Source organism: Streptomyces sp. NPDC006012, from assembly GCF_042871185.1.
In the GTDB taxonomy this organism is placed as follows: Bacteria; Actinomycetota; Actinomycetes; order Streptomycetales; family Streptomycetaceae; genus Streptomyces.
In genome coordinates this window covers 54,152-79,098 of the sequence record NZ_JBIAIE010000027.1, presented here as the reverse complement: position 1 = coordinate 79,098, position 24,947 = coordinate 54,152, and the positions used below count along the sequence as shown (strand labels likewise).

General features: G+C 72.4%; 20 protein-coding genes and 1 pseudogene. 4 read left to right on the top strand and 17 right to left on the bottom strand.

The genetic code is table 11. The features are described from left to right. Positions 1 to 108: 108 nt before the first annotated feature. The 3 genes from ACFYPJ_RS32355 to ACFYPJ_RS32345 all read right to left on the bottom strand — a co-directional run bounded on the left by ACFYPJ_RS32355 (position 109) and on the right by ACFYPJ_RS32345 (position 4,028). Positions 109 to 1,194: a DUF2510 domain-containing protein gene (locus ACFYPJ_RS32355; RefSeq protein WP_389024896.1), complete on the bottom strand. Its 1,086-nt coding sequence runs from the start codon at positions 1,192 to 1,194 to the stop codon at positions 109 to 111. A gap of 327 nt (positions 1,195 to 1,521) precedes the next feature. Beyond that, complete coding sequence (locus ACFYPJ_RS32350; RefSeq protein WP_389024951.1) at positions 1,522 to 2,688, bottom strand: anhydro-N-acetylmuramic acid kinase; 1,167 nt, start codon at positions 2,686 to 2,688, stop codon at positions 1,522 to 1,524. A gap of 29 nt (positions 2,689 to 2,717) precedes the next feature. Beyond that, entirely contained in the window at positions 2,718 to 4,028 is a 1,311-nt protein-coding gene (locus ACFYPJ_RS32345; RefSeq protein ID WP_389024894.1) for an MFS transporter, read from the bottom strand. Between the two features lie 180 nt (positions 4,029 to 4,208). On the opposite strand from ACFYPJ_RS32345, the gene ACFYPJ_RS32340 reads away from it, so the two are divergent. After that, entirely contained in the window at positions 4,209 to 6,890 is a 2,682-nt protein-coding gene (locus ACFYPJ_RS32340) for an ATP-binding protein (RefSeq protein ID WP_389024892.1), read from the top strand. A gap of 40 nt (positions 6,891 to 6,930) precedes the next feature. Here the strand turns inward: ACFYPJ_RS32340 and pcaD are convergent, their stop codons facing one another. The 7 genes and pseudogenes from pcaD to ACFYPJ_RS32305 form a co-directional block, all read right to left on the bottom strand. After that, positions 6,931 to 8,109 (bottom strand): 3-oxoadipate enol-lactonase, encoded by a 1,179-nt coding sequence (gene pcaD, locus ACFYPJ_RS32335; protein ID WP_389024890.1) that lies wholly within the window; start codon positions 8,107 to 8,109, stop codon positions 6,931 to 6,933. Continuing rightward, positions 8,106 to 9,464 carry a 3-carboxy-cis,cis-muconate cycloisomerase gene (gene pcaB, locus ACFYPJ_RS32330; protein WP_389024888.1) on the bottom strand — a complete coding sequence of 453 codons (1,359 nt, stop codon included), beginning with the start codon at positions 9,462 to 9,464 and terminating at the stop codon, positions 8,106 to 8,108. Before pcaB ends, pcaD begins: the two co-directional genes overlap by 4 nt. Further along, entirely contained in the window at positions 9,461 to 10,066 is a 606-nt protein-coding gene (pcaG, locus tag ACFYPJ_RS32325) for a protocatechuate 3,4-dioxygenase subunit alpha (RefSeq protein ID WP_389024886.1), read from the bottom strand. The genes pcaB and pcaG overlap by 4 nt, the downstream gene beginning before the upstream one ends. 4 nt (positions 10,067 to 10,070) lie before the next feature. Then, a complete protein-coding gene (gene pcaH / locus ACFYPJ_RS32320) occupies positions 10,071 to 10,844 on the bottom strand; it encodes a protocatechuate 3,4-dioxygenase subunit beta (RefSeq protein WP_389024884.1) in 774 nt (257 codons plus the stop codon). Positions 10,845 to 10,911: 67 nt separating this feature from the next. Then, positions 10,912 to 11,454 (bottom strand): annotated as a pseudogene (locus tag ACFYPJ_RS32315) (3-oxoadipyl-CoA thiolase); the annotation flags it as partial. Between the two features lie 26 nt (positions 11,455 to 11,480). Beyond that, positions 11,481 to 12,128 carry a CoA transferase subunit B gene (locus ACFYPJ_RS32310; protein WP_389024882.1) on the bottom strand — a complete coding sequence of 216 codons (648 nt, stop codon included), beginning with the start codon at positions 12,126 to 12,128 and terminating at the stop codon, positions 11,481 to 11,483. After that, positions 12,128 to 12,883, bottom strand: coding sequence for a CoA transferase subunit A (locus tag ACFYPJ_RS32305; protein ID WP_389024880.1), 756 nt, complete (start codon positions 12,881 to 12,883; stop codon positions 12,128 to 12,130). Before ACFYPJ_RS32305 ends, ACFYPJ_RS32310 begins: the two co-directional genes overlap by 1 nt. A gap of 206 nt (positions 12,884 to 13,089) precedes the next feature. Here ACFYPJ_RS32305 and ACFYPJ_RS32300 point away from each other — a divergent pair, with 206 nt between their 5' ends. Then, positions 13,090 to 13,551, top strand: a complete 462-nt coding sequence (locus ACFYPJ_RS32300) for a MarR family winged helix-turn-helix transcriptional regulator (RefSeq protein WP_389024878.1) — start codon at positions 13,090 to 13,092, stop codon at positions 13,549 to 13,551. Positions 13,552 to 13,553: 2 nt separating this feature from the next. Here ACFYPJ_RS32300 and ACFYPJ_RS32295 read toward each other — a convergent pair whose 3' ends face one another. From ACFYPJ_RS32295 to ACFYPJ_RS32275, 5 genes are all read right to left on the bottom strand, one after another. Next, a complete protein-coding gene (locus tag ACFYPJ_RS32295; protein WP_389024949.1) occupies positions 13,554 to 14,588 on the bottom strand; it encodes a DUF3048 domain-containing protein in 1,035 nt (344 codons plus the stop codon). Positions 14,589 to 14,712: 124 nt separating this feature from the next. Next, positions 14,713 to 15,783 carry an ATP-dependent DNA ligase gene (locus ACFYPJ_RS32290; RefSeq protein ID WP_389024876.1) on the bottom strand — a complete coding sequence of 357 codons (1,071 nt, stop codon included), beginning with the start codon at positions 15,781 to 15,783 and terminating at the stop codon, positions 14,713 to 14,715. Positions 15,784 to 16,306: 523 nt separating this feature from the next. Then, positions 16,307 to 16,726: an arsenate reductase ArsC gene (locus ACFYPJ_RS32285; protein ID WP_389024874.1), complete on the bottom strand. Its 420-nt coding sequence runs from the start codon at positions 16,724 to 16,726 to the stop codon at positions 16,307 to 16,309. After that, positions 16,719 to 17,807 (bottom strand): ACR3 family arsenite efflux transporter, encoded by a 1,089-nt coding sequence (gene arsB / locus ACFYPJ_RS32280; RefSeq protein WP_389024872.1) that lies wholly within the window; start codon positions 17,805 to 17,807, stop codon positions 16,719 to 16,721. Before arsB ends, ACFYPJ_RS32285 begins: the two co-directional genes overlap by 8 nt. Beyond that, positions 17,804 to 18,202 (bottom strand): ArsR/SmtB family transcription factor, encoded by a 399-nt coding sequence (locus ACFYPJ_RS32275; RefSeq protein WP_389024870.1) that lies wholly within the window; start codon positions 18,200 to 18,202, stop codon positions 17,804 to 17,806. Before ACFYPJ_RS32275 ends, arsB begins: the two co-directional genes overlap by 4 nt. An 80-nt stretch (positions 18,203 to 18,282) precedes the next feature. On the opposite strand from ACFYPJ_RS32275, the gene ACFYPJ_RS32270 reads away from it, so the two are divergent. Next, positions 18,283 to 18,711 (top strand): ArsI/CadI family heavy metal resistance metalloenzyme, encoded by a 429-nt coding sequence (locus ACFYPJ_RS32270; protein WP_389024869.1) that lies wholly within the window; start codon positions 18,283 to 18,285, stop codon positions 18,709 to 18,711. A 382-nt stretch (positions 18,712 to 19,093) separates the two neighbouring features. Then, positions 19,094 to 20,161: a non-homologous end-joining DNA ligase gene (gene ligD / locus ACFYPJ_RS32265; RefSeq protein WP_389024867.1), complete on the top strand. Its 1,068-nt coding sequence runs from the start codon at positions 19,094 to 19,096 to the stop codon at positions 20,159 to 20,161. An 86-nt stretch (positions 20,162 to 20,247) separates the two neighbouring features. Here ligD and ACFYPJ_RS32260 read toward each other — a convergent pair whose 3' ends face one another. Continuing rightward, positions 20,248 to 22,446 (bottom strand): OmpL47-type beta-barrel domain-containing protein, encoded by a 2,199-nt coding sequence (locus ACFYPJ_RS32260; protein ID WP_389024865.1) that lies wholly within the window; start codon positions 22,444 to 22,446, stop codon positions 20,248 to 20,250. Continuing rightward, positions 22,443 to 24,929, bottom strand: coding sequence for a ThuA domain-containing protein (locus ACFYPJ_RS32255; RefSeq protein WP_389024863.1), 2,487 nt, complete (start codon positions 24,927 to 24,929; stop codon positions 22,443 to 22,445). The genes ACFYPJ_RS32260 and ACFYPJ_RS32255 overlap by 4 nt, the downstream gene beginning before the upstream one ends. Between the last annotated feature and the right edge of the window lie 18 nt (positions 24,930 to 24,947).

Genomic DNA, 24,947 nt, shown 5'->3' with positions numbered 1-24,947 from the left:
ACGGGGGCGGCGCACCAGGGCGGGTGGGGCGCCTCTTGAGCGAAGAGGGACCCCACCCGCCCGATCGTCCACGCGGGTGCTCCGTCCGGTGGTCCGGCCGCGGCCGGATCAGACGTTCTGTCCGTCGCCGCCGCCCGACGACACCTTGATTTGCTGGGTGATCTCGTCGATCACCGAGAGGTTCCCCCCGACGTCGACGCCGAAGCGGACCACCACCATCTGCCGGGCGTTGGCGGGGGAGGGGAAGGCGAGCGATTCGACGTAGCCGTCGGCTCCCTTGCTGGTGACGGCCTTCCAGCGGACCAGGTAACCCTGCTGCCCGGCCACGGTGACCGCCTTGGAGGCCAGCACCTCGTGCGAGGTGATGCTGCCGTACGTCTTGCCCCCGTACGACTCCTCGGCGTTGGTCTCGATGTCCGCCTTGGCGACCTCCTCGGCCGTGCGCCCCTTGGTGCCGAGCGCCAGCGCCGGTGCCGAGTAGGCGCCGCCGGCGGTGCACTTCTGCGAGGTGTCGCCGGGGCACTCGTAGGAGTGGTCGGAGGTCAGCTGCGCGCCGGCGCTGAACGTCCGCCCGGTCCAGCCGTCCGGCACGGGCATGCTGATGCCGTTGAGCGGGTCCGACACCGTACCGCCGCCCTTGACCTCGGGGGCCCCGGACTTGTCCGGCGCAGGCGACTGTCCGCCGGAGCCGCCCGTGCCGTCCCCCGAGTCACCGCCCGAACCGCCCTGGCCGCCGTTCTGCCCCTCGGAGCCGCCCTGGCCGCCCTGGCCGCCCGGCCCGCCCGACTCCCGCGGGGCGTCGGCCCGGTCGCCGCCTGATCCGCCGCCGGATCCGCTGTCTGACAACGCGTACACACCGACCCCGATGCACGCGAGCACCGCCGCCGCCACGCCGACCGCGATCCCGGTGCGCAGCCCGCGCCGGGGGGCGGCCGGCGGCTGGGCGGGATACGGCGGATACGGCCCGTAGGGCCCATGGGGCTCGCCGGGCTGCTGGGAGCCGTAGGGCTCGCCGGGCTGCTGGGGCGGGTTGGGTCCGGCGGGCTGTGCCGGTGTCGGGGGACCCCATGCGGCCGAACCGGCGGGGCGGGTCTGGTCCGTCCATGCCTTGCCGTCCCACCAGCGCTCGGTGGGCGGACCGTCATTCGTCTGCCCGGGATCGGGGTACCACCCGGGAGGAGTCACCTGCGTCATGCCCCTACCGTATGAGGCATCTGTGAAAGGGGGATGAGAGGGGACCGGTCAGGTTCGGCACGAGACCCGGAAACAGGTCACGAGCCGTCCGTTCGGGGCGACCGGTCCGCGCGGGGCCCGGGTGGACACGCCGCCCCGCCAGCCCGCCAGCCCGCCAGCCCGCCAGCCCGCCGGCCCGCCGGCCCGCCGGCCCGCCGGCCCGCCGGCCCGCCGGCCCGCCGGCCCGCCGGCCCGCCAGCCCGCCAGCCCGTCGGCCCGCCGGGCGCGACCGGCCGCGACGGCGCCGCGGACAAGCGACGGACCACCGCGGCACTTCCGGCGGAGCGCTCAGTGCTCGATCACCAGCCGGCCGGGTCCGCCGCCCGTCACCGGCGGCGGCAGCCGCAGGCCGCCCCTGCCCGGTGTCACCGAACCGAGGACGCTGGGATGCCGGGCGCCCGTGCTCGACGGGGCGGTGCCCGGGAGGCCGTGCGCGGTGAGGAATCCCAGCACGGCGAACGCGTACGCCTCCTTCGCGTCCGCAGGCAGCCCGAGTTCGTCGGAGCGGCGCAGCGCCACGCCCGGCAGCCGGTCCGCGAGCATCGCCATCAGCACCGGATTGCGGGTGCCCCCGCCCGACGCGAGCACCTCCGTCGCGCCCACCGCGTGGACCGCGTCCGCGACCGTGCGGGCGGTGAGCACCGTGAGCGTCGCGATCACGTCCTCGGCCGGCAGCCGTCCCGCCCCCGCCCCCGCCTGTGCGGCGCGCAGATACCCGGGATGGAAGAGTTCCTTGCCGGTGGTCTTGGGCGCGGGCAGCCGGTAGTACGGCTCGTCCAGGAGCCTGCCCAGCAGCCCCTCGTGGACCTGTCCGCGTGCGGCGAGCCGTCCGTCGGTGTCGTGCGCGAGCCGGCCGCCGCTGAATTCCCGGGCGGCGGCATCGATCAGCGCACAGCCGGGGCCGGTGTCGAAGGCCGTGCCGTCGGGGGCCGTGAGGTTGGCGATCCCGCCGAGGTTGAGCGCGACCGGCGTACCCGGCCGGCCCCGCAGCCACAGCAGGTCCACCAGGCTCACCAACGGCGCCCCCTGCCCGCCCGCGGCGATGTCCCGCGGCCGGAAGTCGGCCACCACGGGCAGCCCGGTCGCCTCCGCGATCCAGGCGGGCTGCCCGAGCTGCAAGGTCCCGTGCACGGTTCCGTCGGTCACCCAGTGATAGACGGTCTGCCCGTGCGAGGCGACCAACTCCGCCCGGCCGGCGCACAGTTCGGCAACCACCCGCACGGCCGCCGCCGCGAACGCCTGCCCGATCCGGGTGTCGAGCCGGCACACCTCGGCCAGCGGCACCACGCCGGGCGGCAGCGCCGCCGCGAGCGCCGCGCGCAGCTCCGCGTCGTACGCCTCGCTGACCATCCCGAGCGGCCGCAGCACCAGCGTGTCCCCGACGAGCCGCAGCTCGGCCGCCGCCGCGTCGATGGCGTCGTACGACGTCCCGGACATCAGCCCGATCACCCGCATCGGGCCGCACACCCCGTACGGATCCCGGTTCATCCCGCCTCCCGTTCCGCCGCCCTGCCCACCCTCGGTGCGGTCGCCAGGGCGAGCACGCTCACCGCGCAGGTCACGGCGGCGTAGTAAGCGGGCACGTCCGCGTTCCCGGTGCGCTCCACCGCCTTGGTGATGACGAGGCCCGCGCAACCGGAGAAGACGGCGTTGGACAGGGCGTACGCGAGACCCAGGCCGGTGTGGCGGACGGTGGTCGGGAACATCTCCGCCAGCATCGCGGGACCCGGCCCCGCCATCAGCCCCACCACGGCACCCGCGCCGCACACCGCCGCGCCCTTCTGCACACTTGAGGCACCGGTGTCCTGGAGCAGGTCGAGCAGCGGCAGCGCGAGGACCACGACCAGCAGCGCGCCGGCCAGCATCACCGGCCGCCGTCCGATCCGGTCGCTGAGCAGCCCGGCCGGCAGGATCGTCACCGCGAACCCGAGGTTGGCGAGGACCGTGGCGATCAGCGCCTGCTGGAAGCTCGCGTCGAGGGTGCTCTGCAGATACGACGGCAGTACGACCAGGAAGGTGTAGCCGGCCGCCGACCAGCCCATGACGCGTCCCGCGCCCAGTGCGATCGCCCGGGCCACCTCGCGTCCGGACGGACGCACGACCGCGGCCGCCGACCCCCGCTCCCGCCGGAAGGACGGCGTCTCCTCCAGACCCAACCGCAGCCACAACGCCAGCAGTCCGAGCGGCGCCGCCAGCAGGAACGGCAACCGCCAGCCCCACGCCTGCACCTGAGTCTCCGTCAGCACGGTGGCCGTGACCGCCGCGATCGCGGCCCCGCCCAGCAGCCCCAGCGCCACCGTGAAGGACTGCCACGCCCCGTACAGCCCCCGGCGTCCCGGTGGCGCGAACTCCGTCATCAGCGCCACCGCGCCACCGAACTCGCCGCCCGCCGAGAGCCCCTGGACCACTCTCAGGAACGTCAGCAGCCACGGCGCCGCCGCGCCGGCCGTCGCGTACGTGGGGAGCAGCCCGATCAGCGCCGTCGCGCCCGTCATCAGCGAGACGGCCAGGATCAGCACCGGCCGTCGGCCGATCCGGTCGCCGAGCCGCCCGAACACGGCCGCCCCGACGGGCCGGAAGAAGAACGCCAGCGCGAAGGAGGCGTACGTCTGCACCAGGGCCTCGGCCTCGCTGCCGCCCTCCGGCGTGAAGAACCGCGCGGCGATGACGGTGGCGAAATAGCCGTAGACGCCGAACTCGTACCACTCGATGAAGTTGCCCACCGAGCCCGCGCACACGGCCCGCACACCCGGCCGGTCGGAGCCCGCCTCACACCTGCGGAAAGTCTGCTTCACACCTGGGCTGTTGACCGCGAGCCCGCCGCGCAAACCTCCGGCGCGGGCCGCTGCCGTCGTCCCGCCGCGTCCCGGTTCACCCGACCTGGCAACAGCTGCCCGGACCAGCCACCACGGGGTCCGCCGGACGGCTACGCTCGGGGTCCGTACGTCGTTCGGGCGACTTGGGGAGGTTACGGGATGACGGAGGTACGGCCCGGCGGGGCCGCCTCGGCTTCCCTGTGGGAGCGCGACGCGGAGATCGCTGCCGTCACGCAGGCGCTCGACGCCCTGTGCGCCGACCGGTCCTCCGCGGGCAACCTGCTGGTGTTCCTCGGCGAGGCGGGGCTCGGCAAGACCGCTCTGCTGGCCGAGACCCGACGGATCGCCGAGCGGCGCGGCTGCACGGTGTGGTCCACCCGCGGCGGCGAGACACTGCGGTCCGTCCCCTTCAACGTGGTGCGGCAACTGCTGCAGCCGGCGCTGATCTCGCTGATGCCGGAGGAAGCCCGCGAATACCTCGGTGACTGGTACGACGTCGCGGGGCCCGCCCTCGGCATAGCGGACCCCGGGGAACGGCATGCCGACCCGCAGGGCGTGTGCGACGGACTCGTCGCCGCGGTCAGCAGGCTCGCCAAGCGGGAGTGGCCGCTGGTGCTGCTGATCGACGACGCCCACTGGGCCGACCAGGAGACCCTGCGCTGGCTGGCCGCCTTCGCGCAGCGCCTGCCCGACCTCTCCGTGCTGGTCGTGGTGGCCCGCAGACCCGGTGAGGTGAGCGGCGAGAGCGCCCGCCACCTCGACGCGGTCGCCGCCGCCGCGGGCTGCCCCGCCAGCAGCCTCAGCGCCCTGACCCCGCAGGCCACGGCCGGGCTGACCCGCGCCACCCTCGGCCCGCACGCGGACGCCCCGTTCTGCCGCGAGGTCTGGGCGGTCACCGGCGGCAACCCCTACGAGACCGTCGAACTCCTCGCCAAGGTCCAGGACAGCGAACTCGACCCGGTCGAGGCGCACGCCGGTGAACTGCGCACGCTCAACCGGGCCGCCCGCGGCGGCGGACTCGTCACCCGCCTGGAGGCCCTCGGCATCGACGCCACCCGGTTCGCCTGGGCCGCCGCCGTCCTCGGCACCGGCATCACCGTGGACCTCGCCGCCCAGCTCGCCACCATGAGCGCCGAGAAGGCCGAGCGCTGCGCCCAACTGCTGCACAACGCCCGCATCCTCACCCAGCCGGACCCGGCGCAGCCCCGCTCGGACGCCGGTGACCTGGAGTTCGTCCACCCGCTGATCGCCTCCGCCGTCTACAACTCCATTCCCGAAGCGCTGTGCACCGCCATGCACGGCATCGCGGCCCAGGTCGTCACGGACTCCGGGCGCGGTGTCGCCGCGGCCTCCCGGCATCTCCTCCAGGTGCATCCGGACGACGACGAGGAACTCGTCGAGCAGCTGCGCGAGGCCGCCCGCGAACATCTCGCCGTCGGTGCGCCCGACGCGGCCCGCCGCTGTCTGGAACGCGCCCTGCTGGAGCCGCCGCTGCCCGAGGTCCACGCGCGCGTGCTCTACGAACTGGGCTGCGCCACCCTGCTGACGGCGCCCGCCACCACCATCGACCATCTGCAGAGCGCCCTCGGCATGCCCGGACTCGACGGCGCCACCCGGGTCGACGCCGTCTTCCGGCTGTCCCAGGCGCTCATGCACAACGACCAGCTGGAAGAGGCCGTGCGCACCGTGGAGGCCGAGGCGGCGCGGCTGCCACCCGGACCCGCGCGGCTGCGGTTGCAGGCCGTGCACTTCATGTGGGAAGGCATCCACGGCGGGGCCGCCTCGGCGGGCCGCTCCCAGCGGCTCGCCGATCTCGCGCGGACCTGCTCCGGCCGCGACAACTCCGAACGGGCCCTGCTGATCCTGCGCGGATTCGACGCGATGACGCACGGCGAGGGCGCCGAGGAGGTCGTCGAGCTGTGTGACCGCGCCCTGGTCAACGGGCGGCTCGCGCCGGGCCTCGGCTGGACGGACACCGAGTGGGGCATGGAACTGCTGATGATGCTGGGCAGTTCGTACGCCTACGCCGACCGGCTCGACCGTGCCGAGAGCCTGTTCGCCGAGGCACTGCGCGCCTATACGACCGCACGCTGGAGCGGCGGCCACCTCTCCCTGGCGAACGCCTTCCTCGGGCTCGCCTACCGCAGGCAGGGCCGGCTGAAGGACGCGGAGACCGTCCTGCGCGACTCGGTGCGGCTGGCCGAGCGGGTCGGCCGCAGGCTGCCCCTGTACTGGTCGGCGACGTGCGGACTTGTCGACACCCTGCTGGCCCGCGGCCGGGTCGAGGAGGCGTGGGAGGTCGCCGAGCAGTACGGTTTCGCACCGCCGTATCCGTCGACCATCGTGCTGCCCGACCCCCGTTCCGTGCGCGGGCGGCTGCTGCTCGCCGTCGGCCGCACCGAGGAGGGTGTCAACGAACTGGAGGCCGCGGAGAAGACCGCCGCGTCCCGCTGCGGCCACAATCCGGTGCTCGCGCCCTGGGCCGTCGATCTGGCCAGGGCGCTCGCCGCGACGGATCCGGTCCGGGCCGGCCAGTTGGCCGACGACGCCCGCAGGCAGGCCGAGCGGTTCGGCACCGACACGGCGATCGGCGAGGCCCTGCGCTGTGCGGCGGCCCTGGAGACCGGGCAGCGCGCGGTGCGCCTCGCCGCCCAGGCCGTGGCGTATCTGGAGGCTTCGCCCTGCCAGTACGAGCACGCGGCGGCCCGCGTCGAATACGGCATCGCGGTCCGCTCGGCCGCCGAACTCGACCGGGGCCTGACGCTGGCGCGGTCCTGCGGCGCGGACGGACTGGCGGCACGGGCCGTGGAAGCCCTGCGGACGGTGAGCGGGCCGAGCTGACCGGGCCGGGGCCGCCGTCCGGTCTTAGGTGGCTCCGGCGTCACTTGGCCCCAGCCGCCCCCGTTGCCCCCTCCGGTCCCGCTGCCCCGTTTTCGTTTTCCTCCTCCGCAAGCACCCGCTGCGCGACGGCGAACGCCGAGTCGGCGGCAGGCACACCGCAGTACACCGCCGTCTGCAACAGCACCGCGCCGATCTCCTCGGGCGTGAGCCCGTTGCGCCGGGCCGCCCGCACATGCAGCGCGAGCTCGTCGTAGCGGCCGTGTGCGACCAGCGCGGTCAGCGTGATCATGCTGCGTTCGCGGCGCGAGAGCGACGGATCGGTCCAGATCTCGCCCCAGGCGTACCGGGAGACGAGGTCCTGGAAGCGGGCCGTGAACGGAGTCTGCCGGGCCTGCGCCCGGTCGACGTGCGCGTCGCCCAGCACCTCCCGGCGCACCGCCATGCCCGGCAGGCCGCCGCCTCCGCCCGCGCCCAGGTGGGTGCGCAGCGCCGTCAGCACGGCCCGCGGGCACTGGGCGGGCGCCAGATGCGAGGCCCCGGGGATCTCGACGAGCGCGGCGCCGGGCACCGCGTCCGCGATCTCCCGGAGGTGGGTCGGCGGGGTGGCGGGGTCCTCCCGGCCCGCGACCAGCAGCATCCGTACGGGGATCTCGGCGAGCCGGTCGCGCAGGTCGAACGCGGCCAGCGCGTCGCAGCAGGCGGCGTAGGCCCCGGGGTCGGCCTCCCGGAGGTCCCGGACGAGCCGCGGCACGGTGAAGCCCGGCGTGAACCAGCGGGAGCCGGCGGTCTCCGCCAGCCACTCAAGGCCCTCCTGGCGTACCCGCGCGGCCCGCTCCCGCCAGGGACCGGCGCCGTTGAAGTGGGCGGAGGAGCAGATCACGGCCAGCGAGCTGAGCCGCTCGGGGTGGTGCACGGCGAGGTGCAGCCCCACCGCGCCGCCGAGCGACACACCCGCGCAGGCGAACCGTTCGATGCCGAGGGAGTCGGCGAGCGCCAGCACCAGACCGGCCAGGTCGCCCACGGTGGCCCCCGGCCCGATCAGGTCCGCCGCCGAACCGCCGTGCCCCGGCAGGTCCCAGCGGACCACCCGATGGGTGATCGACAGCTCGGGGGCGATCTCGTCCCACAGGGCGTACGAGGTGCCGAGCGAGGGTCCGAGCAGCAGCGGCGGTGCCGAGACGGGCCCTTCGGCACGGTGGTTGAGGAGGTTCCCGGTCAACGTCGCTCCAGGGCACGGTCGGTGAGGGCTGAGGCGGCGCCGGTGTAGCGGGCGGGATCGGTGAGGTCGTCGAGGCCGACGTCCTGCAACTCGGGCTGCTCGGCGAGGAGTGCGGCGAGGCCGCGCCCCTCGGCGTGGGCGCGACGGGCGAGATCGGTGAGCAGTTCTTTGGCGCGGGCGCGGCCGAGCACCGGTGCCAGCTGGGCCGACAACCGCTCCGAGACGATCAGCCCCTGGGTCAGGTCCAGGTTGCGGCGCATCGCGTCCGGGTGCACCCGCAGCCCTTCCGCCAGTTCCGCCGCGTCGCGGGCCGCGCCGCCCACCAGCCGGAGCAGGTCGCGCAGCGGCTCCCACTCGGCGTGCCAGGCACCGGCGGGCCGCTCGTCCTCGGCGACGAGCGACCCGTACAGCGTCGCGGCGAGCTGCGGGGCACGCCGGGCCGCCGCGGCGAGCAGCGCGGACCGTACCGGGTTCGCCTTGTGCGGCATGGCTGATGACCCGCCGCCGCTGCCTTCGCCGACCTCGCCGATCTCCGTACGGGAGAGGGTGAGCACGTCCGCGGCGAGTTTGCCGAGCGCGCCCGCCGTGAAGGCCAGGCAGCCGGCCAGGTCGGCGATGGGGGTGCGCAGGGTGTGCCAGGGCAGCGGCGGCTCGGCGAGCCCGAGTTCACGGGCGTACGCGGCGGGCAGGACGAGCACGTCGGACGCGCCGTACGCGCCGAAGGCGGCCAGGGTTCCGGCCGCGCCGCCGAGTTGCGCGGGCAGCGAGGCGCGGACCCGGGCGCAGCGGTCCCGGGCGTCGAGCACCAGCGAGCGCCAGCCCGCCGTCTTCAGCCCGAACGTGGTCGGCACGGCGTGCTGGGTCAGCGTGCGCCCCGGCATCGGCGTGGCACGGTGGCCGGCGGCGAGCCGGGCCAGCGCCCGCTCCGTCCGTACGAGGTCGGCCAGCACCGGATCCAGGGTGCGCACGGCGACCAGCATCGTCGCCGTGTCCATGATGTCCTGGCTGGTGGCGCCCCGGTGGACGTACGGCCCGTACTCCGCGCCGACCGCCGTGGTCAGGTCGGCGACCAGCGGGATCACCGCGTTCCCGCCGTCCCGGGCGCGGTCGGCCAACGAGCGGACGTCGAAGCGGGCGGCCCCGGCGGCCTCGGTCACCGTGCGCGCGGCCTCGGCCGGCGCGAGTCCCAGCGCTGCCTGGGCGCGGGTCAGCGCGGCCTCCGCGTCGAGCAGCGCCCGCAGATACGCGGTGTCGCTCGTCGCGGCCGCGGCGGCGGAGCCGGCCCACCCGGGCGCGAGCAGGCCGCAGTCGCCGTCGGCCGGCGGTGCGGCGTGCCCGGCGGGTCCGGGCGTCACCGGTACTCCAGGAAGACCGTCTCGGCCTCGCCCTGCAGACGGATGTCGAACCGGTACGTGCCCCGGCCCTCGTCGGCGGCGATCAGCGTGCCGCGCCGCGCCGGGTCGATCCGGGTAAGCAGCGGGTCCGCGCCGAGCGCGGCGTCGTCTCCGGGCAGATAGATCCGGGTGAACAGGTGCACCAGCAGCCCGCGTGCGAAGACGCACACGCTCAGGTAGGGGGCGCTCTGCCCGCGGGCGCCGGGCCGCAGCGTACGGGCGTACCAGTGCCCGGCCGCGTCGGTCTGGATCCGCCCCCACCCGGTGAACTCCACGCCGTTGCGGCCCAGATGGCCGCCGGTCGACGCGTCGCGCCGGATCGAACCGTCGACCCGCGGCACCCGGCCGTCCGGGTCCGCGCCCCACAGCTCCACGAGCGCGTCCGGCAGCGGGTCGCCCGCGCCGTCGTACACGTGCCCCCGGAGGGTGATGGTGTCCGGGTGGCCCACCGGCGCGATGTCGTTGCCACCGGTGAAGGGCAGCGCGTAGCCGTAGAAGGGGCCGACCGTGTGCGAGGGGGTGGGCAGCACGCCCTCGGACCGGTCCGTGTCGGTCTTGGTCATGAGGTCAGCGTCCTTCTTCGATCCAGGTGGCGTGCGGGCCGTCGAGCACGATGTCCCAGCGGTAGCCCAAGGAGAACTCCGGTACCGACAGGCTGTGGTCGTACGTCGCGATCAGCCGCTGCCGGGCCGCGTCGTCGGTCACGGACTGCAGGATCGGGTCGTAGGGGAACAGCGGGTCGTTCGGGAAGTACATCTGCGTCACCAGCCGCTGGGTGAACGCCGCGCCGAACACCGAGAAGTGGATGTGCGCCGGGCGCCACGCGTTGACGTGGTTGCGCCAGGGATACGGACCCGGCTGGACGGTCGTGAACCGGTAGTGGCCCTCAGCGTCGGTGAGGGTGCGGCCGGCGCCGGTGAAGTTGGGGTCGAGCGGCGCGTCGTGCTGCTCGCGCCGGTGGGCGTAGCGGCCCGCCGAGTTGGCCTGCCAGATCTCGACGAGCTGACCGCGCACCGGACGGCCGGCACGGTCGAGGAGCCGGCCGGAGACGGTGATGCGCTCCCCGATCGGCTCGCCGGTGTGCTGCCGGGTGAGGTCGTTGTCGGTCCCGGTGACGTCGCGTTCCCCGAAGGCGGGGGAGCGCAGCTCCACCAGCTCCGGGTCCTGCCGTACGTCGACGGGGACGAGCGGCTGCTCGGGGTGGCGCAGTACGGAGGAGCGGTAGGGGGCGTAGTCGCGGCGCGGGTGGTGCTCCACGGGGGCGCCCTCGGCGAGCCCCTTTTGGTACCCGGCGCGCTTCGCCGCGATCTCCTGGTCGATGTCCTGCTGACTGAGAGTCATAGGTCGCTTCCTGGCGTTCCGGACGGTTTCCCGAAGACGAAGCGGGGCGGTATCCGTTCTTGAGAAGCAGGGCGCAGACGCCGGTCGCCGAGACGCGGGCCAGCGGCTCGCGGCCGGTGGCCTTCAGGCCCTCCTCGTCGGTCAGCAGCAGGGCTGCAGCGCCGTCGTTCAACGGTGACGCCCTGCCCGCGGTCACCGTCCCCGCCTCGGTCCGGAAGGACAGCTTGAGCTTGGCCATCGTGGCGCGGGAGGTGTCCGGGCGTACGCACTCGTCGGCGGCGACGACGAACGGGTCGCCCTTGCGCCGCGCGACGGTCACGGGCGCGATTTCCGCGTCGAACAGGCCCGCCTCCTGGGCCGCTGCCGCCTTCCGGTGGCTGGCCAGCGCGTACTCGTCCTGCTGCGTGCGGCTGATCCCGTACTGGTCCGCGATGAGTTCGGCGGACTCGCCGAGCGGGATGGTCCACTCGGGGTTCATCCGCGGGTTGACCATGCGCCAGCCCAGGGCGGTCGAGTACAGCTCCGTGTTCCCCGCCGGGAACGGACGGTCGCTCTTGGGCAGGACGCAGGGGGCGCGGGTCATGGACTCGACCCCGCCCGCCGGGGTGCGCACGGCGTCGACGACATACACGTCCGTCACGGCCGGGCCTCCTCGGGGATGTGCACCTCGGCACCGGTCCTGGCGGTGATCTCCGCGGCGGCGACACCGGGCGCGGTCTCCACGAGCACCAGTCCGTCGTCGGTGACGTCGAGGACGCCGAGGTCGGTGACGATCCGGTTCACGCAACGCTTGCCGGTCAGCGGCAGCGTGCACTCCGGGAGGATCTTCGGGGCGCCGTCCTTCGTGGTGTGGGTCATCACCACGATGACCTTGCGAGCCCCGTGCACCAGGTCCATGGCCCCGCCGATGCCCGTGACCAGCTTGCCGGGCACCGACCAGTTCGCCAGGTCACCCCGTTGTGAGACCTGCATCGCGCCCAGCACCGCCACGTCGATGTGCCCGCCGCGGATCATGGCGAACGACAGCGCCGAGTCGAAGAAGGACGCGCCCGGCAGTACCGTCACGGTCTCCTTGCCCGCGTTGATCAGATCCGGGTCGACCTCGTCCTCGGCCGGATAGGGGCCGGTGCCCAGGATGCCGTTCTCCGATTCCAGCACCACCTCCACCCCCGGCGGCAGATGGTTCGGGATCAGCGTCGGCAGCCCGATCCCGAGGTTGACGTACTGCCCGTCCGTAAGCTCCCGGGCCGCCCGGGCGGCCATCTCCTTGCGCTCCCACGCCATCAGGACCTCACCGTCCGCTGTTCGATCCGCTTGTCCGCCGCCTGGGCCGGTGTCAGCGCCACCACCCGCTGCACGAAGATGCCGGGCACGTGCACCGCGTCCGGGTCGATCGTGCCCGGTTCGACCAGTTCCTCCACCTCGGCCACCGTCACCCGGCCCGCCATCGCCGCCAGCGGGTTGAAGTTGCGGCTCGACTTGTTGAACACCAGGTTCCCGTGCCGGTCGCCGCGCGCCGCCCGCACCAGCGCGAAGTCCGTGCGGATACCCCGCTCCAGCACGTACTCCACGCCGTCGAAGTCCCGTACCTCCTTGGGCGGCGAGGCCACCGCGACCGCGCCGGAGCCGTCGTAGCGCCACGGCAGGCCGCCCTCGGCGACCTGCGTGCCCACCTCGGCGGGCGTGTAGAACGCGGGAATCCCGGCGCCGCCCGCCCGCAGCCGCTCCGCCAGCGTGCCCTGCGGTATCAGCTCGACCTCCAGCTCCCCGGCCAGGTACTGCCGGGCGAACTCCTTGTTTGCTCCGATGTAGGAACCGGTCGCCCGGGCGATCCGTCCGGACGCCAGCAGCACCGCGAGCCCGGACTCCATCGCGCCGCAGTTGTTCGACACCACCGCCAGCCCGGACACGCCGCGCTCGTGCAGCGCCTGGATCAGCACGTTCGGCACACCGCTCAGTCCGAAGCCGCCCACCGCCAGCGAAGCGCCGTCCGGCACGTCAGCCACCGCCTCCAGGGCCGTGGCAACCACTTTGTCCATCCGTGAAGCCTCGTCTCTTCCGAACGCCCACAGCGGTGGCTTCCCGCGAATTAATCAGGGTACTGACTATCTGGCGAGGTGTCCATCGCGCTGCCGTCGTGCAGCTTTACCCTCAAGACCTCGCATGATGTGAGTCACGTCGGCACACGTCGGGCGGGCAGCCAGGTATCGTTCAGTGCACAGACTAATTTGATCAGGGGGCACGCATGACGGTAGACCTCACCAGCCACCCCGGGCACCTGGCCCGCCGACTCCAGCAGGCGCACTACCTGCTGTGGAACGCGATGGTCTCGGAGGAGATCACCGCGCCGCAGTTCGCGGTGCTGAACGCGCTCCTCGCCGAGCCCGGCCTGGACCAGCGCACCGTGGGGGAGCGGGTGGGCCTCGACCGGTCCACCGTCGCCGAGGTGATCAGCCGGCTCGGCCGCCGCGGCCTGCTGGTCAAGGTGCGCGACCCGCAGGACGGCCGGCGCTACCTGCTCCGGCTCACCGATGTCGGCCTGCGCACCCACCGCAAGCTGACCGTGCGCACCGCCCGGATGAACCAGGTCTTCCTGGCCCCGCTCTCCGCGGCGGAACAGGACCTGTTCGTCGAACTGATCCGCCGCGTCACGGATGCGGCAGAGGGGCTGCGCAACCCCGCGGAACCCCTCGTCGGCCGGCCCTGAGCTCAGCCGCCGGCCCGGGCGTACACCACCCATACCTGGCCCTCGGCGAAGTTCAGCGGCGCCCCCTCCGGCGTGGTGAACTCGGTGCCGCCGCCCGCCGTCCGACGTTCCCAGAAACCGTCGTAGGCCCGGCCGTCGCGCAGCACCTCCGCCGTCCCCGAGCCCACCGTCTCGGTGTACGGGGTGTTACTGCCGAGCACGTCGTGGTAAGCGGACGCGTGCACCTTCACGTACTGCACGACGACCGTGGCGGGAGCCACCCGCTTCCCTCCGGCCGTCCGGGTGGGCGTGCCGTCCATGGCGACCAGCCAGCGGTTCAGGTCCGGTGACCAGCTGAAGCTGAAACGGACCGACGGATAGCGCACGGTGCGCGTGGACTCCGGCCGGCCGTCGGCGGGCGCCGTGCCGTAGCGGAAGCCGGTGGTCAGGGCCGCCGCGCCGGGCGGCGTGGACAGCAGCAGGTGCGGGCGCACATAGAGGTCGTGCGGCGCCGTCCGGCCGACGTCGCGGAAGTACGCGCCGGAGGCGTCGTCGGGCGCCGCCGGCCGCAGCGGAGCCCGGTCGATCAGCGGCAGCAGCTTGCGCTGCGCCCCGGAGAAGGCCAGCACCGGCCGGTCGAACTGGCGCAGCAGCTCCAGATCGGACTCGCGGGCGCTGCGTACCGGCCCGACCACCTCGGGCAGCTCGGACGCGTACACGGCCAGCAGCCGGCTCAGCCCGCCCTCGACCGGTTCCGCGTACACCACGTCCGCCGCGTCCAGTCCGGCCTGCGGGCGGGCCGCGCCCACGTTGTCGATCTTCACCGCGAGGAGCGGGCCGGTCGCGGAGCGGGTCGCGTCCGGCGTGGCACCGCCTCCGGAGCCGCCCGCGGCGCTCGGTGACGACGCCGGGCGGTGCTCCGTGCCGCGGCCGTCGTCCACCGGGCGCTGCCCTGTCGCGCAGCCCGCCAGAAGGGCCGCCGTGATGGTCGCGGCCAGTACGCCCGCCGTCGTCGCGCGCCCACCGCGCGCCCGCTGCCCCATGCCCACCGTCGCCATCCCGTCCAAGCCGTCGATCGTCCGTTCATCGGTTCATCGACGGCCCTACCCGACGGCTGCCGGTTCCGCGCGCGGACTGGGCCGTTCGGCCCAGCCACCGGCCGTACGGTTCAGCCCCTGGGCGTCAGTCCCGCGGCCCGAGGATCTCCGCGAGGTCGTAACCGACCGGCTCCTCCAGCTGGGCGTAGGTGCAGCTCTCGGGGGTGCGGTCCGGGCGCCAGCGGCGGAAGCGGGCCGTGTGCCGGAAGCGGGCCCCGTGCTCCATGTGGTCGTACGCCACCTCGACCACCCGCTCCGGCCGCAGTGGCACCCAGGACAGGTCCTTCTTGCCCGACCAGCGGCTCGGCGCCCCGGGCAGCCGGGCCGTCTCGTGCGCGGACTCCTCGGACCACGCCGCCCACGGATGCCCTGACACATCCGCCAGCCGCAGCGGCTCCAACTCCTCGACCAGCTCCGCGCGCCGCTTCATCGGGAACGCGGCGGACACCCCGACGTGCTGGAGCGTGCCGCGGTCGTCGTAGAGCCCCAGCAGCAGCGAGCCGACCACCGGGCCGCTCTTGTGGAAGCGGTAGCCGGCCACCACCACGTCCGCCGTGCGCTCGTGCTTGATCTTGAACATCGCCCGCTCGTCCTGCCGGTAGCGCCCGGCCGGGGGCTTGGCGACGACACCGTCAAGACCCGCACCCTCGTACTGCTCGAACCACCGCCGCGCCACGTCGATGTCCGTCGTCGCCGGTGCCACGTGCACCGGCGCGCTCGTGCCGGACAACGCCCGCACGAGCAGCGCCCGCCGGTCCGTCAGCGCCACGTCCAGCAGCGATTCGTCGGCCAGCGCCAGCAGATCGAAGACGACGAACGAAGCGGGCGTCCGCTCGGCCAGCGTGCGCACCCGGGAGTCGGCCGGATGGATCCGCTCGGTCAGCGCGTCGAAGTCCAGCCGCCCGTTGAGGGCGATCACGATCTCCCCGTCCAGCACGCACCGCTCGGGAACCCGCTCCTTGAGCGCCGCGACCAGCTCAGGAAAGTACCTGGTCAGCGGCTTTCCGGTGCGACTGCCCAACTCGACCTCGGGCCCGTCGCGGAACACGACGGAGCGAAAGCCGTCCCACTTCGCCTCGTAGTGCATGTCCGGCGGGATCTTCGCCACCGACTTGGCGAGCATCGGCTTCACGGGCGGCATGACCGGCAGATCCATGCTCCGACTCTATGGGCCGTTTTCGGTGTCCGCCCATCGTTGTGGCGTCCACTGTGTCCATGGGGGACGGGGTTCGGAGGCTTTTCCGCATGGAGGCTGTGAGAGCTGCGTGAGACGGCGTCGGATGCGGGTACGGCCCGGCCCCGGTTGGTCGAGCTTTCCGGTCCTCCGCCAGTCGGGGCCGGCGGGTCTGGCGCCAGATTATATCGAACAGTAGTTCTGGGTGGTTCGGCGTATGCGACTTCCGCTACGGAAGTCCGCCCCGCCGGAGGCGGGGAGCAGGCGAGCGGGGCCGCAGGGTGTCAAGCGCGGGCCCGGAGACGGCGGCTTCGTGCCGAACCAGCCCGACCAGGGAAGGCCGAAGGAAACCCGTGGCATCTGGCCCTGGATGCAGCGGCCCGTATCGCGCGGGTGGGGCCGTGGGCGCTCCTGCGTCCGGGCATGACGAAACGGCCCCCGCTGCCTCGGGCAGCAGGGGCCGACGAGGCGTCGGTTCACGAGCACCAACAGCACCGGCTTGTCATCATGCTCGGGCCTGGATGGCAAGCTCGGCCATCAGGCCGCGGACACGCTTCTCGATCTCGTCGCGGATAGGCCGGACGGCGTCGACGCCCTGGCCGGCGGGGTCGGCGAGCGTCCAGTCGAGGTAGCGCTTGCCGGGGAAGACAGGGCAGGCGTCGCCGCAGCCCATGGTGATGACGACGTCGGATGCGTGGACGGCCTCGACGGTGAGCACCTTCGGGGTTTCGGACGAGATGTCGATGCCGGCCTCTGCCATGGCCTGGACGACGGCGGGGTTGACGGTGTCGGCGGGGACGGATCCGGCCGAGCGGACTTCGACGCGGTCACCGGCGAGGTGGGTGAGGAATGCGGCGGCCATCTGGGAGCGTCCGGCGTTGTGCACGCAGACGAAAAGCACGGACGGCGCGGTGGTGTCAGACACGGGCGGGGTCTTCCTGGGCGGCAGGAGCGGTGAAGTAGCGGCGGGCAAAGAGAGCAACGTAGACCAGGCCGATCAGGGCGGGGACCTCGATGAGGGGGCCGACGACGCCGGCGAGGGCCTGTCCGGAGGAAGCACCGAAGGTGGCGATGGCAACCGCGATGGCGAGTTCGAAATTGTTGCCCGCGGCGGTGAATGCCAGCGTTGTGGCGCGGGGGTAGTCCAGGCCGACGGTGCGGCCCAGGGCCATGGACCCGGCCCACATGACGGCGAAGTAGACCAGCAGCGGCAGGGCGATGCGGGCGACATCGAGGGGCTGTGAGGTGATGGCTTCGCCTTGGAGGGCGAAGAGGATGACGATGGTGAACAGCAGCCCGTAGAGGGCGAACGGGCCGATGCGGGGCACGAGTTCGGCCTCGTACCAAGTGCGGCCCCTGGACTTCTCGCCGATGCGGCGGGTGAGGTAGCCGGCCGCGAGGGGGATGCCGAGGAAGACGAGCACGCTGCGGGCGATGGTCCACACCGGGACATCGAGGCCGCTCTGTTGCAGGCCGAGCCAGCCGGGCAGGACGGAGAGGTAGAACCACCCCAGCGCGGAGAAGGCGATCACCTGAAACGCGGAGTTCAGGGCGACGAGGACGGCGGCGGCTTCGCGGTGACCGCAGGCGAGGTCGTTCCAGATGATGACCATGGCGATGCAGCGAGCCAGGCCGACGATGATCAGGCCGGTGCGGTAGGCGGGTAGGTCCGGCAGGAACAGCCAGGCCAGGGCGAACATGAGCGCCGGACCGACGATCCAGTTCAGCAGCAGGGACGGCAGCAGCAGGCGGCGGTCACGGGTGACGGTGCCGAGACGGTCGTACCGGACCTTGGCCAGCACCGGGTACATCATCACCAGCAGCCCGAGGGCGATCGGCAAGGACACCCCTGTCACGGTCACCTTCGCGAGCGCGTCACCCAGGCCGGGCACCAGGCGGCCCAGACCGAGTCCCACGGCCATCGCAGCGAGGATCCACACGGCCAGAAAGCGGTCCACGAAGGACAGACGCCCCGCCACATGCCCCTCGGAGACGTAGGTGCTCACGAGGCGGCCCCGGCCGGGTCATCCAGTGGGCGGCCTGCGGGGCGGGTCAGGATGCCCGCGAGGCGGTCCGTCATCTCCGGGACGAGCCGGTAGTACACCCAGGTGCCGCGCCGTTCGCTGTCGATGAGTCCGGCCTGCCGCAGCAGCTTGAGATGGTGCGAGATCGTCGGCTGGGACAGGTCGAAGGCCGGGGTCAGATCGCACACGCAGATCTCGCCGCCCGCCTGTGAGGCGATCATCGACAGCAGGCGCAGCCGGACCGGGTCACCCAGCGCCTTGAACACTTTCGCCAGCTCCGCGGCCTGGCCCTCGTCCAGGGGAGCGGTCAGCAGCCGCGGGCAGCAGACGTCGACGCCGTCGCCCTGACCGAGCACCGTGACCTCTTGTTTCGACATTCCTCTATGTTGACGGACTTCGATTCAACCTGCAAGGTTGCATCGACAGACATCAATCAAATCCGGATGGGAGTCGTGTCATGTCCCGCGCTCAGCTCGCCCTGCGCGTCAGCGACCTGGAGGCGTCGATCACCTTCTACTCGAAGCTGTTCGGCACCGAACCGGCCAAGCGTCGCGAGGGCTACGCCAACTTCGCCATCACCGAGCCCCCGCTCAAGCTCGTCCTGATCCAGGGAGAACCCGGGAAGGAAACCCGGCTGGACCACCTCGGTGTCGAGGTCGAGTCCGCCGACCACGTCACCGCGGCCGCCACACGCCTCAAAAACGCCGGCCTGGCCACGTTCGAGGAGAATGACACCTCCTGCTGCTACGCCCTCCAGGACAAGGTCTGGGTCCACGGCCCCGGCCGGGAACCCTGGGAGGTCTACGTGGTGAAAGCTGACGCCGACACCCTCGGGAAGAGCGCCACCAGCACCGCCCCACAGACCTGCTGCGCCGCCGGACAGTAACCCCGCTCGCCCGAACCTCGACCGGCGCGTGGGCCCCAGGACCGGAACCGGCCGCGACTCACGCGCCGAGGGACGCCGACGCACTTCGCGAACTTCTGAACTCCTGTCACGGATCGAGTGCCGCCCGTTCGTTCGCCTGAGCGCGGACTCGGGCGGTACCACTTGCGTCTTCCGTCGCCGGTGCGAAGCCAGGACGGCAGCACCTGCACGGCAGACAGGACCATGACGCGGGCGAGGCCGCCGGCGACCGCCAGGGCGCCCGCGACCCACGGCAGGGAGGGGACGTCGGACGCGCTCCGATTCTGCGCAGGGGCGCTCACTCCCGCTTACGGCGGGTGCGTTCCGGCGTGCGAGGTGTACGGGCTGCGCCTACCGTGGCCGCATGGGTGACGCGGTGGAGCTGGAGGCGGGCGGCCGGACCGTACGGCTGTCCAGCCCGGACAAGGTCTTCTTCCCGGAGCGCGGATTCACCAAGCTGGACCTCGCCCGGTACTACCTCGCGGTCGGTCCCGGCATTCTGCGCGCCCTGCGCAACCGCCCCACCACCCTGGAGCGCTACCCCGACGGGGTGACCGGCGAGTCCTTCTTCCAGAAACGGGCGCCCAAGAACATGCCCGGCTGGATCCCGACCGCCCACATCACCTTCCCCAGCGGTCGCAGCGCCGACGAGATGTGCCCCACCGAAGAGGCCGCCGTGCTGTGGGCCGCGCAGTTCGGCACCCTCACCTTCCACCCCTGGCCGGTGCGCCGCGACGACGTCGACCGCCCCGACGAACTGCGCATCGACCTCGACCCGCAGCCCGGCACCGACTTCGCCGACGCCGTGCGCGCCGCCCACGAACTGCGCGCCGTCCTCGACGAGTTCGGCGGTCTGCGCGGCTGGCCCAAGACCTCCGGCGGTCGCGGCCTGCACGTCTTCGTGCCGATCGAACCGCGCTGGACCTTCACCCAGGTGCGGCGCGCGGCCATCGCCGTGGGCCGGGAACTTCAACGGCGGATGCCGGACCAGGTGACGGTCAAGTGGTGGAAGGAGGAGCGCGGCGAACGCATCTTCGTCGACTACAACCAGACCGCGCGCGACCGCACCATCGCCTCCGCCTACTCCGTGCGGCCCCACCCGCACGCCCCGGTCTCGGCCCCGCTGCGCTGGGACGAGGTGGACCGGGTCCAGCCCGGGGACTTCGACCTCGCGACCATGCCCGCGCGCTTCGCCGAACTCGGCGACGTACACGCGGACATGGACGAACAGACCTACTCCCTGGACGCCCTGCTCGATCTGGCGCGGCGGGACGAGCAGGACCACGGTCTGGGCGATCTGCCGTACCCGCCCGAGTACCCGAAGATGCCCGGGGAGCCCAAGCGGGTACAGCCGAGCCGGGCGCGCAAGGAGCAGGCGGCCACCGGCCAGGAGGAGCCGGCCGTGGGCAGGGAGAAGCCGGCCGGGTCCTGACGGCCGGCCGGCTCCTCGTCCGCGCTGTTCCTCGTGGGCCGCCGTCCCCTACGGGCCCGGCGCCCTTCGTCGTCCCTCGCGGTCTCCTACAGGTCCTTGATCCGGACGTCCCGGAAGGAGATCACGTCCGACGTGCTGTGCACCTGCAGTCCGATGTAGCCGGAGGCGAACCGCCGCCCGTCGGTGCCCGGGTCGTCCGAGCGGGGCGGGGTGAAGAGCTGGCCGCCGGTGTTGTCGAACTCGTTGATCAGCACGCCGTTGCGGTAGATGGAGTAGTGCTGGTCGACCACGCGGATCTCGTAGTCGTTCCAGGTGCCCTTCTGCGTCACACCGGCACCGGCAAGACCGACCCGGTCGAAGCCGTAGACCGAACCGGTCTTGTACATGTCGCCGTCGGGCTGGTCGAACACCTGTACCTCGTGCCCGTACTTGATGGCGGCCCACTCCGGCCGCGGTTCCTCCGGATTGTCGTGGACCTGCGGGAACCGGACGAACACACCGGAGTTGGCGTTGCCGGTGCCCGGAGCGTCGTCACGCCACTGGAGCCGCAGTGAGAAGTCGCCGTACTTGCGCTGCGGGAACCACAGCATCCCCAGGCCGTCCTTGCTGGTACCGCTGGTGATCGACCCGTCGCCGTTCAGCGCGAACGAACCGCCGCCCACCTGTTCCCACTTGGCGAACGAGTCGGCGGTGCCGTCCAGGATCGTGCGGTAGCCGGTGGTCTGCCCCGGCTTGCCGATGCCCGACTGCCGGGCGGCCCGCTGGATGGTGTTGTACTCCCGCTGGTCGATCACCCCTTCCTTGCGGAGCCGGTCCAGGACCGTCTTCACGTGCTTGAGGAACAGCGCCTGGGAGGTCCACTCCTTCTCGTCCTCGATCAGTTCGTTGATGCGGCACCGGTTGTTGGTGACCCGGTTCGGCACCCCGGTGTCGACCGTGCCGACGATCACCGTCAACCGCTCGTCGTACTCCGGGCAGTCGGGGGCCGGCACACCCCCGCCCGCGACCACCGTGAAGCTCACGGAGCGCGGCTCGGCGGTGTTGCCCGCCTGGTCGGTCGCCCGGTACGACACGGTGTGCGCCCCGGCCCGGTCCACCACCACGGGAGCGGTGTACGCGAGGTAGGGCCCGGCGTCCAGCGAGTACTCGACGGCCGCGACGCCCGAGCCGCCCTCGTCCGCGGCGGTCACGGTCACCTTGGCGTTGCCCACGTACGCGCCGTCCGAGTTGCGCGTGCCGTCGACGCTCACCCCGGTGACCGGCGGCGTGGTGTCCTGCGGGGGCGCCGAGACCACCGTGAACTCCACGCTCTTGTCCGCGGCCGCGTTGCCCGCCTTGTCGGTGGCCCGGTAGCGGACGGTGTGGTCGCCGGTCTGGTGCACCATCGCGGGCCCGGTGTACGGCTGCCAGGCACCCGAGTCGACCGCGTACTCGATGGTGTTGACCCCCGACCCGGTGTCCGAGGCGGTGACCGTCACCGTGGCCATGTCGATGTACGCGCCGGCGGCGTCGCGCTCACCGCTGACCGTCGCCGAGGTCTCCGGCGGTGTCGTGTCGTCCGAGGGCGGGGCGACGACGGTGAACGCGACGTTCTTCTCCGCGGCCGCGTTGCCCGCCTTGTCGGTCGCCCGGTAGCGCACCGTGTGTGCGCCCACCTGGTCGATCACCACGGGCGCGGTGTAGGGCTGCCAGGCGTCGGAGTCGTCGACCGCGTACTCCACGCGGTCCACGCCGGATCCCGCGTCGGTCGCCTCGATCGCCACGCTCGCGGAACCGACGTACTCGCCCTGCGCGTTCCTGGTGCCGTCGACCGTGGCCTTGGTCTCGGGCGGTGTGCTGTCCGAGCCGCCGCCCTCGGTCACCACCAGGACGCCCTGCATCTGGGTGTGGCCGGGGATGGTGCAGTGGTAGAAGTAGCGGCCCGGCGTCAGGTTCACCTCGACGGAGTGCCGGCCGCCCTGGTCGTCGAACGGGTTGGCGAGGATGTTGACCTGGACGTCGCTGTTGTACTCGGGGTCGGAGTTCACGAAGGTCAGCGTGTGCGGCATGCCGGTGGTGTTGCCGGTGGCCGCGCTGTTCTCGAACACGATCGTGGCCTGCCCCGCGACCGCCGTCGTGGGCGCCGACCCGTACTTGGTGATGTCGTCGCCCGCGGTCCAGGTGAGGACCTGCTCGGCCGCCGCCGAAGGCGCGTCGCCGCGCCCGGCGGCCGGCACCGTCTGCAGCCCGAGCAGCACGAGGACGGCGGCCAGCAGGGCCGTGAGGAGTCTTCGTCGTCGTATCACTTCGCCCCCCTGGCGAGTTGGTCGGCCGGTGGCGTCGGACCGCCGCCGGTGTACGTCACCCGCCACAGCGCCGACTTGGAGTCCGAGGTGAAGAAGCCGCGCCCGTAGTCGAGGACGTAGAGCGAACCGTCCGGACCGAACTTCCAGTCCATGAGGTTCTTGATGCCGTCGTTGCCGATCGGCACGATCTTCTTCAGGGACTGCGAGTGCACCGGCAGCCCGCCGTCACCCTGGGTTCTCGGGTCCATGACCACGGCGTTTCGCGGCTGGTCGGCGTCGTAGAAGTCGCCGATGAACCACTTGCCGTCCCAGTACGCGGGCCACTTCACGGCACTGGTGCTGCTCGCGTCGTAGCGGTAGACGGGACCGTTCATCGCGGCCTGCCCGCCGCCCTTGAGCCACGGCAGCCGGTAGGTGGCCTCCTCCTTCTTGTACGAGGGGATCCCGTTCGCGTCACGCGGGTAGTCCGGGCCGCCGCCCTGCGGCGAGTACCAGACGTTGTTGCCGGTGACCGGCGGAAGGTTGACGAGTCCGTCGTTGTTCGGTGACTCGTTCTTCGGGTGGTCGCAGTCGTACCAGCCCAGCGGCTTCGACGGATCGGGCAGGTTGCGGTCCCGGTAGGGCTGCTTGTTGCCCATGCAGTACGGCCAGCCGCGGTTGCTCGCCTTGGTGATGACGGCGAACGTGTCGTACTTCGCCGGTCCCCAGGTGGTCGACGGCTCGCCGGCGTCCGGGCCGACCCAGCCGGCGTACAGGATGTCCGTCGCCTTGTCGACGGAGATGCGCGCGGGGTTGCGCACGCCCATCACATAGATCTCGCCGCGTGTCTTGCCGCCGCCCTCCTCGGTCTCCTTGCCGGTGAAGAGGTTGCCGTCCGGCAGGGTGTACGTGCCGTCGGCCTCCGGGTGGATGCGCAGGATCTTGCCGTTGAGGTTGTTGGTGTTGCCGGCGGTGCGGCGCGCGTCGGCGAAGGAGACACCCTTGTAGTTGGGCTGCGGGTTGTTGCCGGAGTACCCGTCGCTGAACTGGCTGGAGTTGTTGTCGCCGGTGGCGATGTACAGGTTGCCCTTGGAGTCCCAGGCCATCCCGCCGCCCGCGTGGCAGCAGCTGTGCACCTGCACCGGCCACTTGAGCAGTACCTTCTCACTGCTCAGGTCCAGCTTGTTCGTGGTGAGGTCGAGGGTGAAGCGGGAGACCCGCCGCTCGGCCATCTGGGTGTCGCGGTTGAGCTGCGCATGGGGTGTGTAGTGCAGGTACACCCAGCCGTTCTGCTCGAAGCGCGGGTCGAGCTCGATCCCGAGCAGACCCTCCTCGACCTTCGTCAGTTCGTCGCCGCCGCCCTTGTTGCCGAAGACCGTCAACTCGCCCGCGAGGGTGACCTGCTTGGTCTTCGGGTCGTAGACGTGGATCTGGCCCTTGCCCTTGCCCACGTCCGGGTTGTTCCAGTCGGTGATCACGGGCTGCGCGGAGTCCGCGCCGCCGCGGCCGATGTACAGCACCCGCCCGTCGGGCGCGGCGACCATGCCGTGCGGCTCGCCGATCTGGTCGTTCTGCCCGGCCTTGTTGGGCTGGGTGAGGCGTTCGGCGTGGTAGTTGGAGTTGATGGTGGCCTTGCAGTCGGCCTGGGCGAGCCGGGTGGTCCACAGCAGGGCGCCGCGCAGGTGGGCCCGGAAGTCGGTCTCGTCGTACGACGACACCGTGCCGCCCATGCCGGTGTAGAAGGACCGGCCGCCGTCGTAGTCGCGGCACCAGCTGACCGGGTGGTCGGCGCCGTTGGCACCGGTCCCGGGCCGGTACGTCGACTCGCGCACCCGGGCGACCGTGTGCACGTCGCCGGACGGGTTCTTCACCCAGTTGAACCACTGGTCGGGCCGCTTCCATTCGAGCGGCAGGCTCTGCGTGGCCGGATTCAGCCGGTCGCCCACCTCGACCGTGGCCCGTTGGGCCGTCGTCGGACTGGACGAGGCCGGACGGGCGCCGATCAGCCCGGTGAACCAGTCCGAGTACGGTTCCGCGCGGGCCGCGTCATGGATGCCGACGAAACCGCCGCCCGCCTCCATATAGGCTTCCAGGCCCGTTTCCTGGTCCGGGTCGAGGACGTCGCCGCCGCCGGTCAGGAAGACGACGGAGTTGAAGCGGCCGAGCTTGGTCGCGTTGGTGAACACGGCCGCGTCGTCCGTGGCCTCGACGGTGAAGCGCTCCTTGGCGGGGCCCGACAGGCCGATCTTCTCGATCGCCTCGATCCCCGCGTTCACCAACGGTGACTCGTCGCCGGCGGCCGCGGAGCCGTAGAACAGCAGCACTCTTACGTTGGCGCCGCCTGGCGGCGACTTGATCGACATCGTTGTCAAGGATGGGTCCGGGGCCGGCCGCGCGCTCGCGGCCGGGCCCGAGAGGAGTCCGGCCGCGACGATCCCCGCGGTCACGGTGGCCGCCCAGGTCCGTCTCCCCTTGCTTCTGGCGCTCAACGCTCTCAAGTGCATGGGCACCTCCTCGGTCAC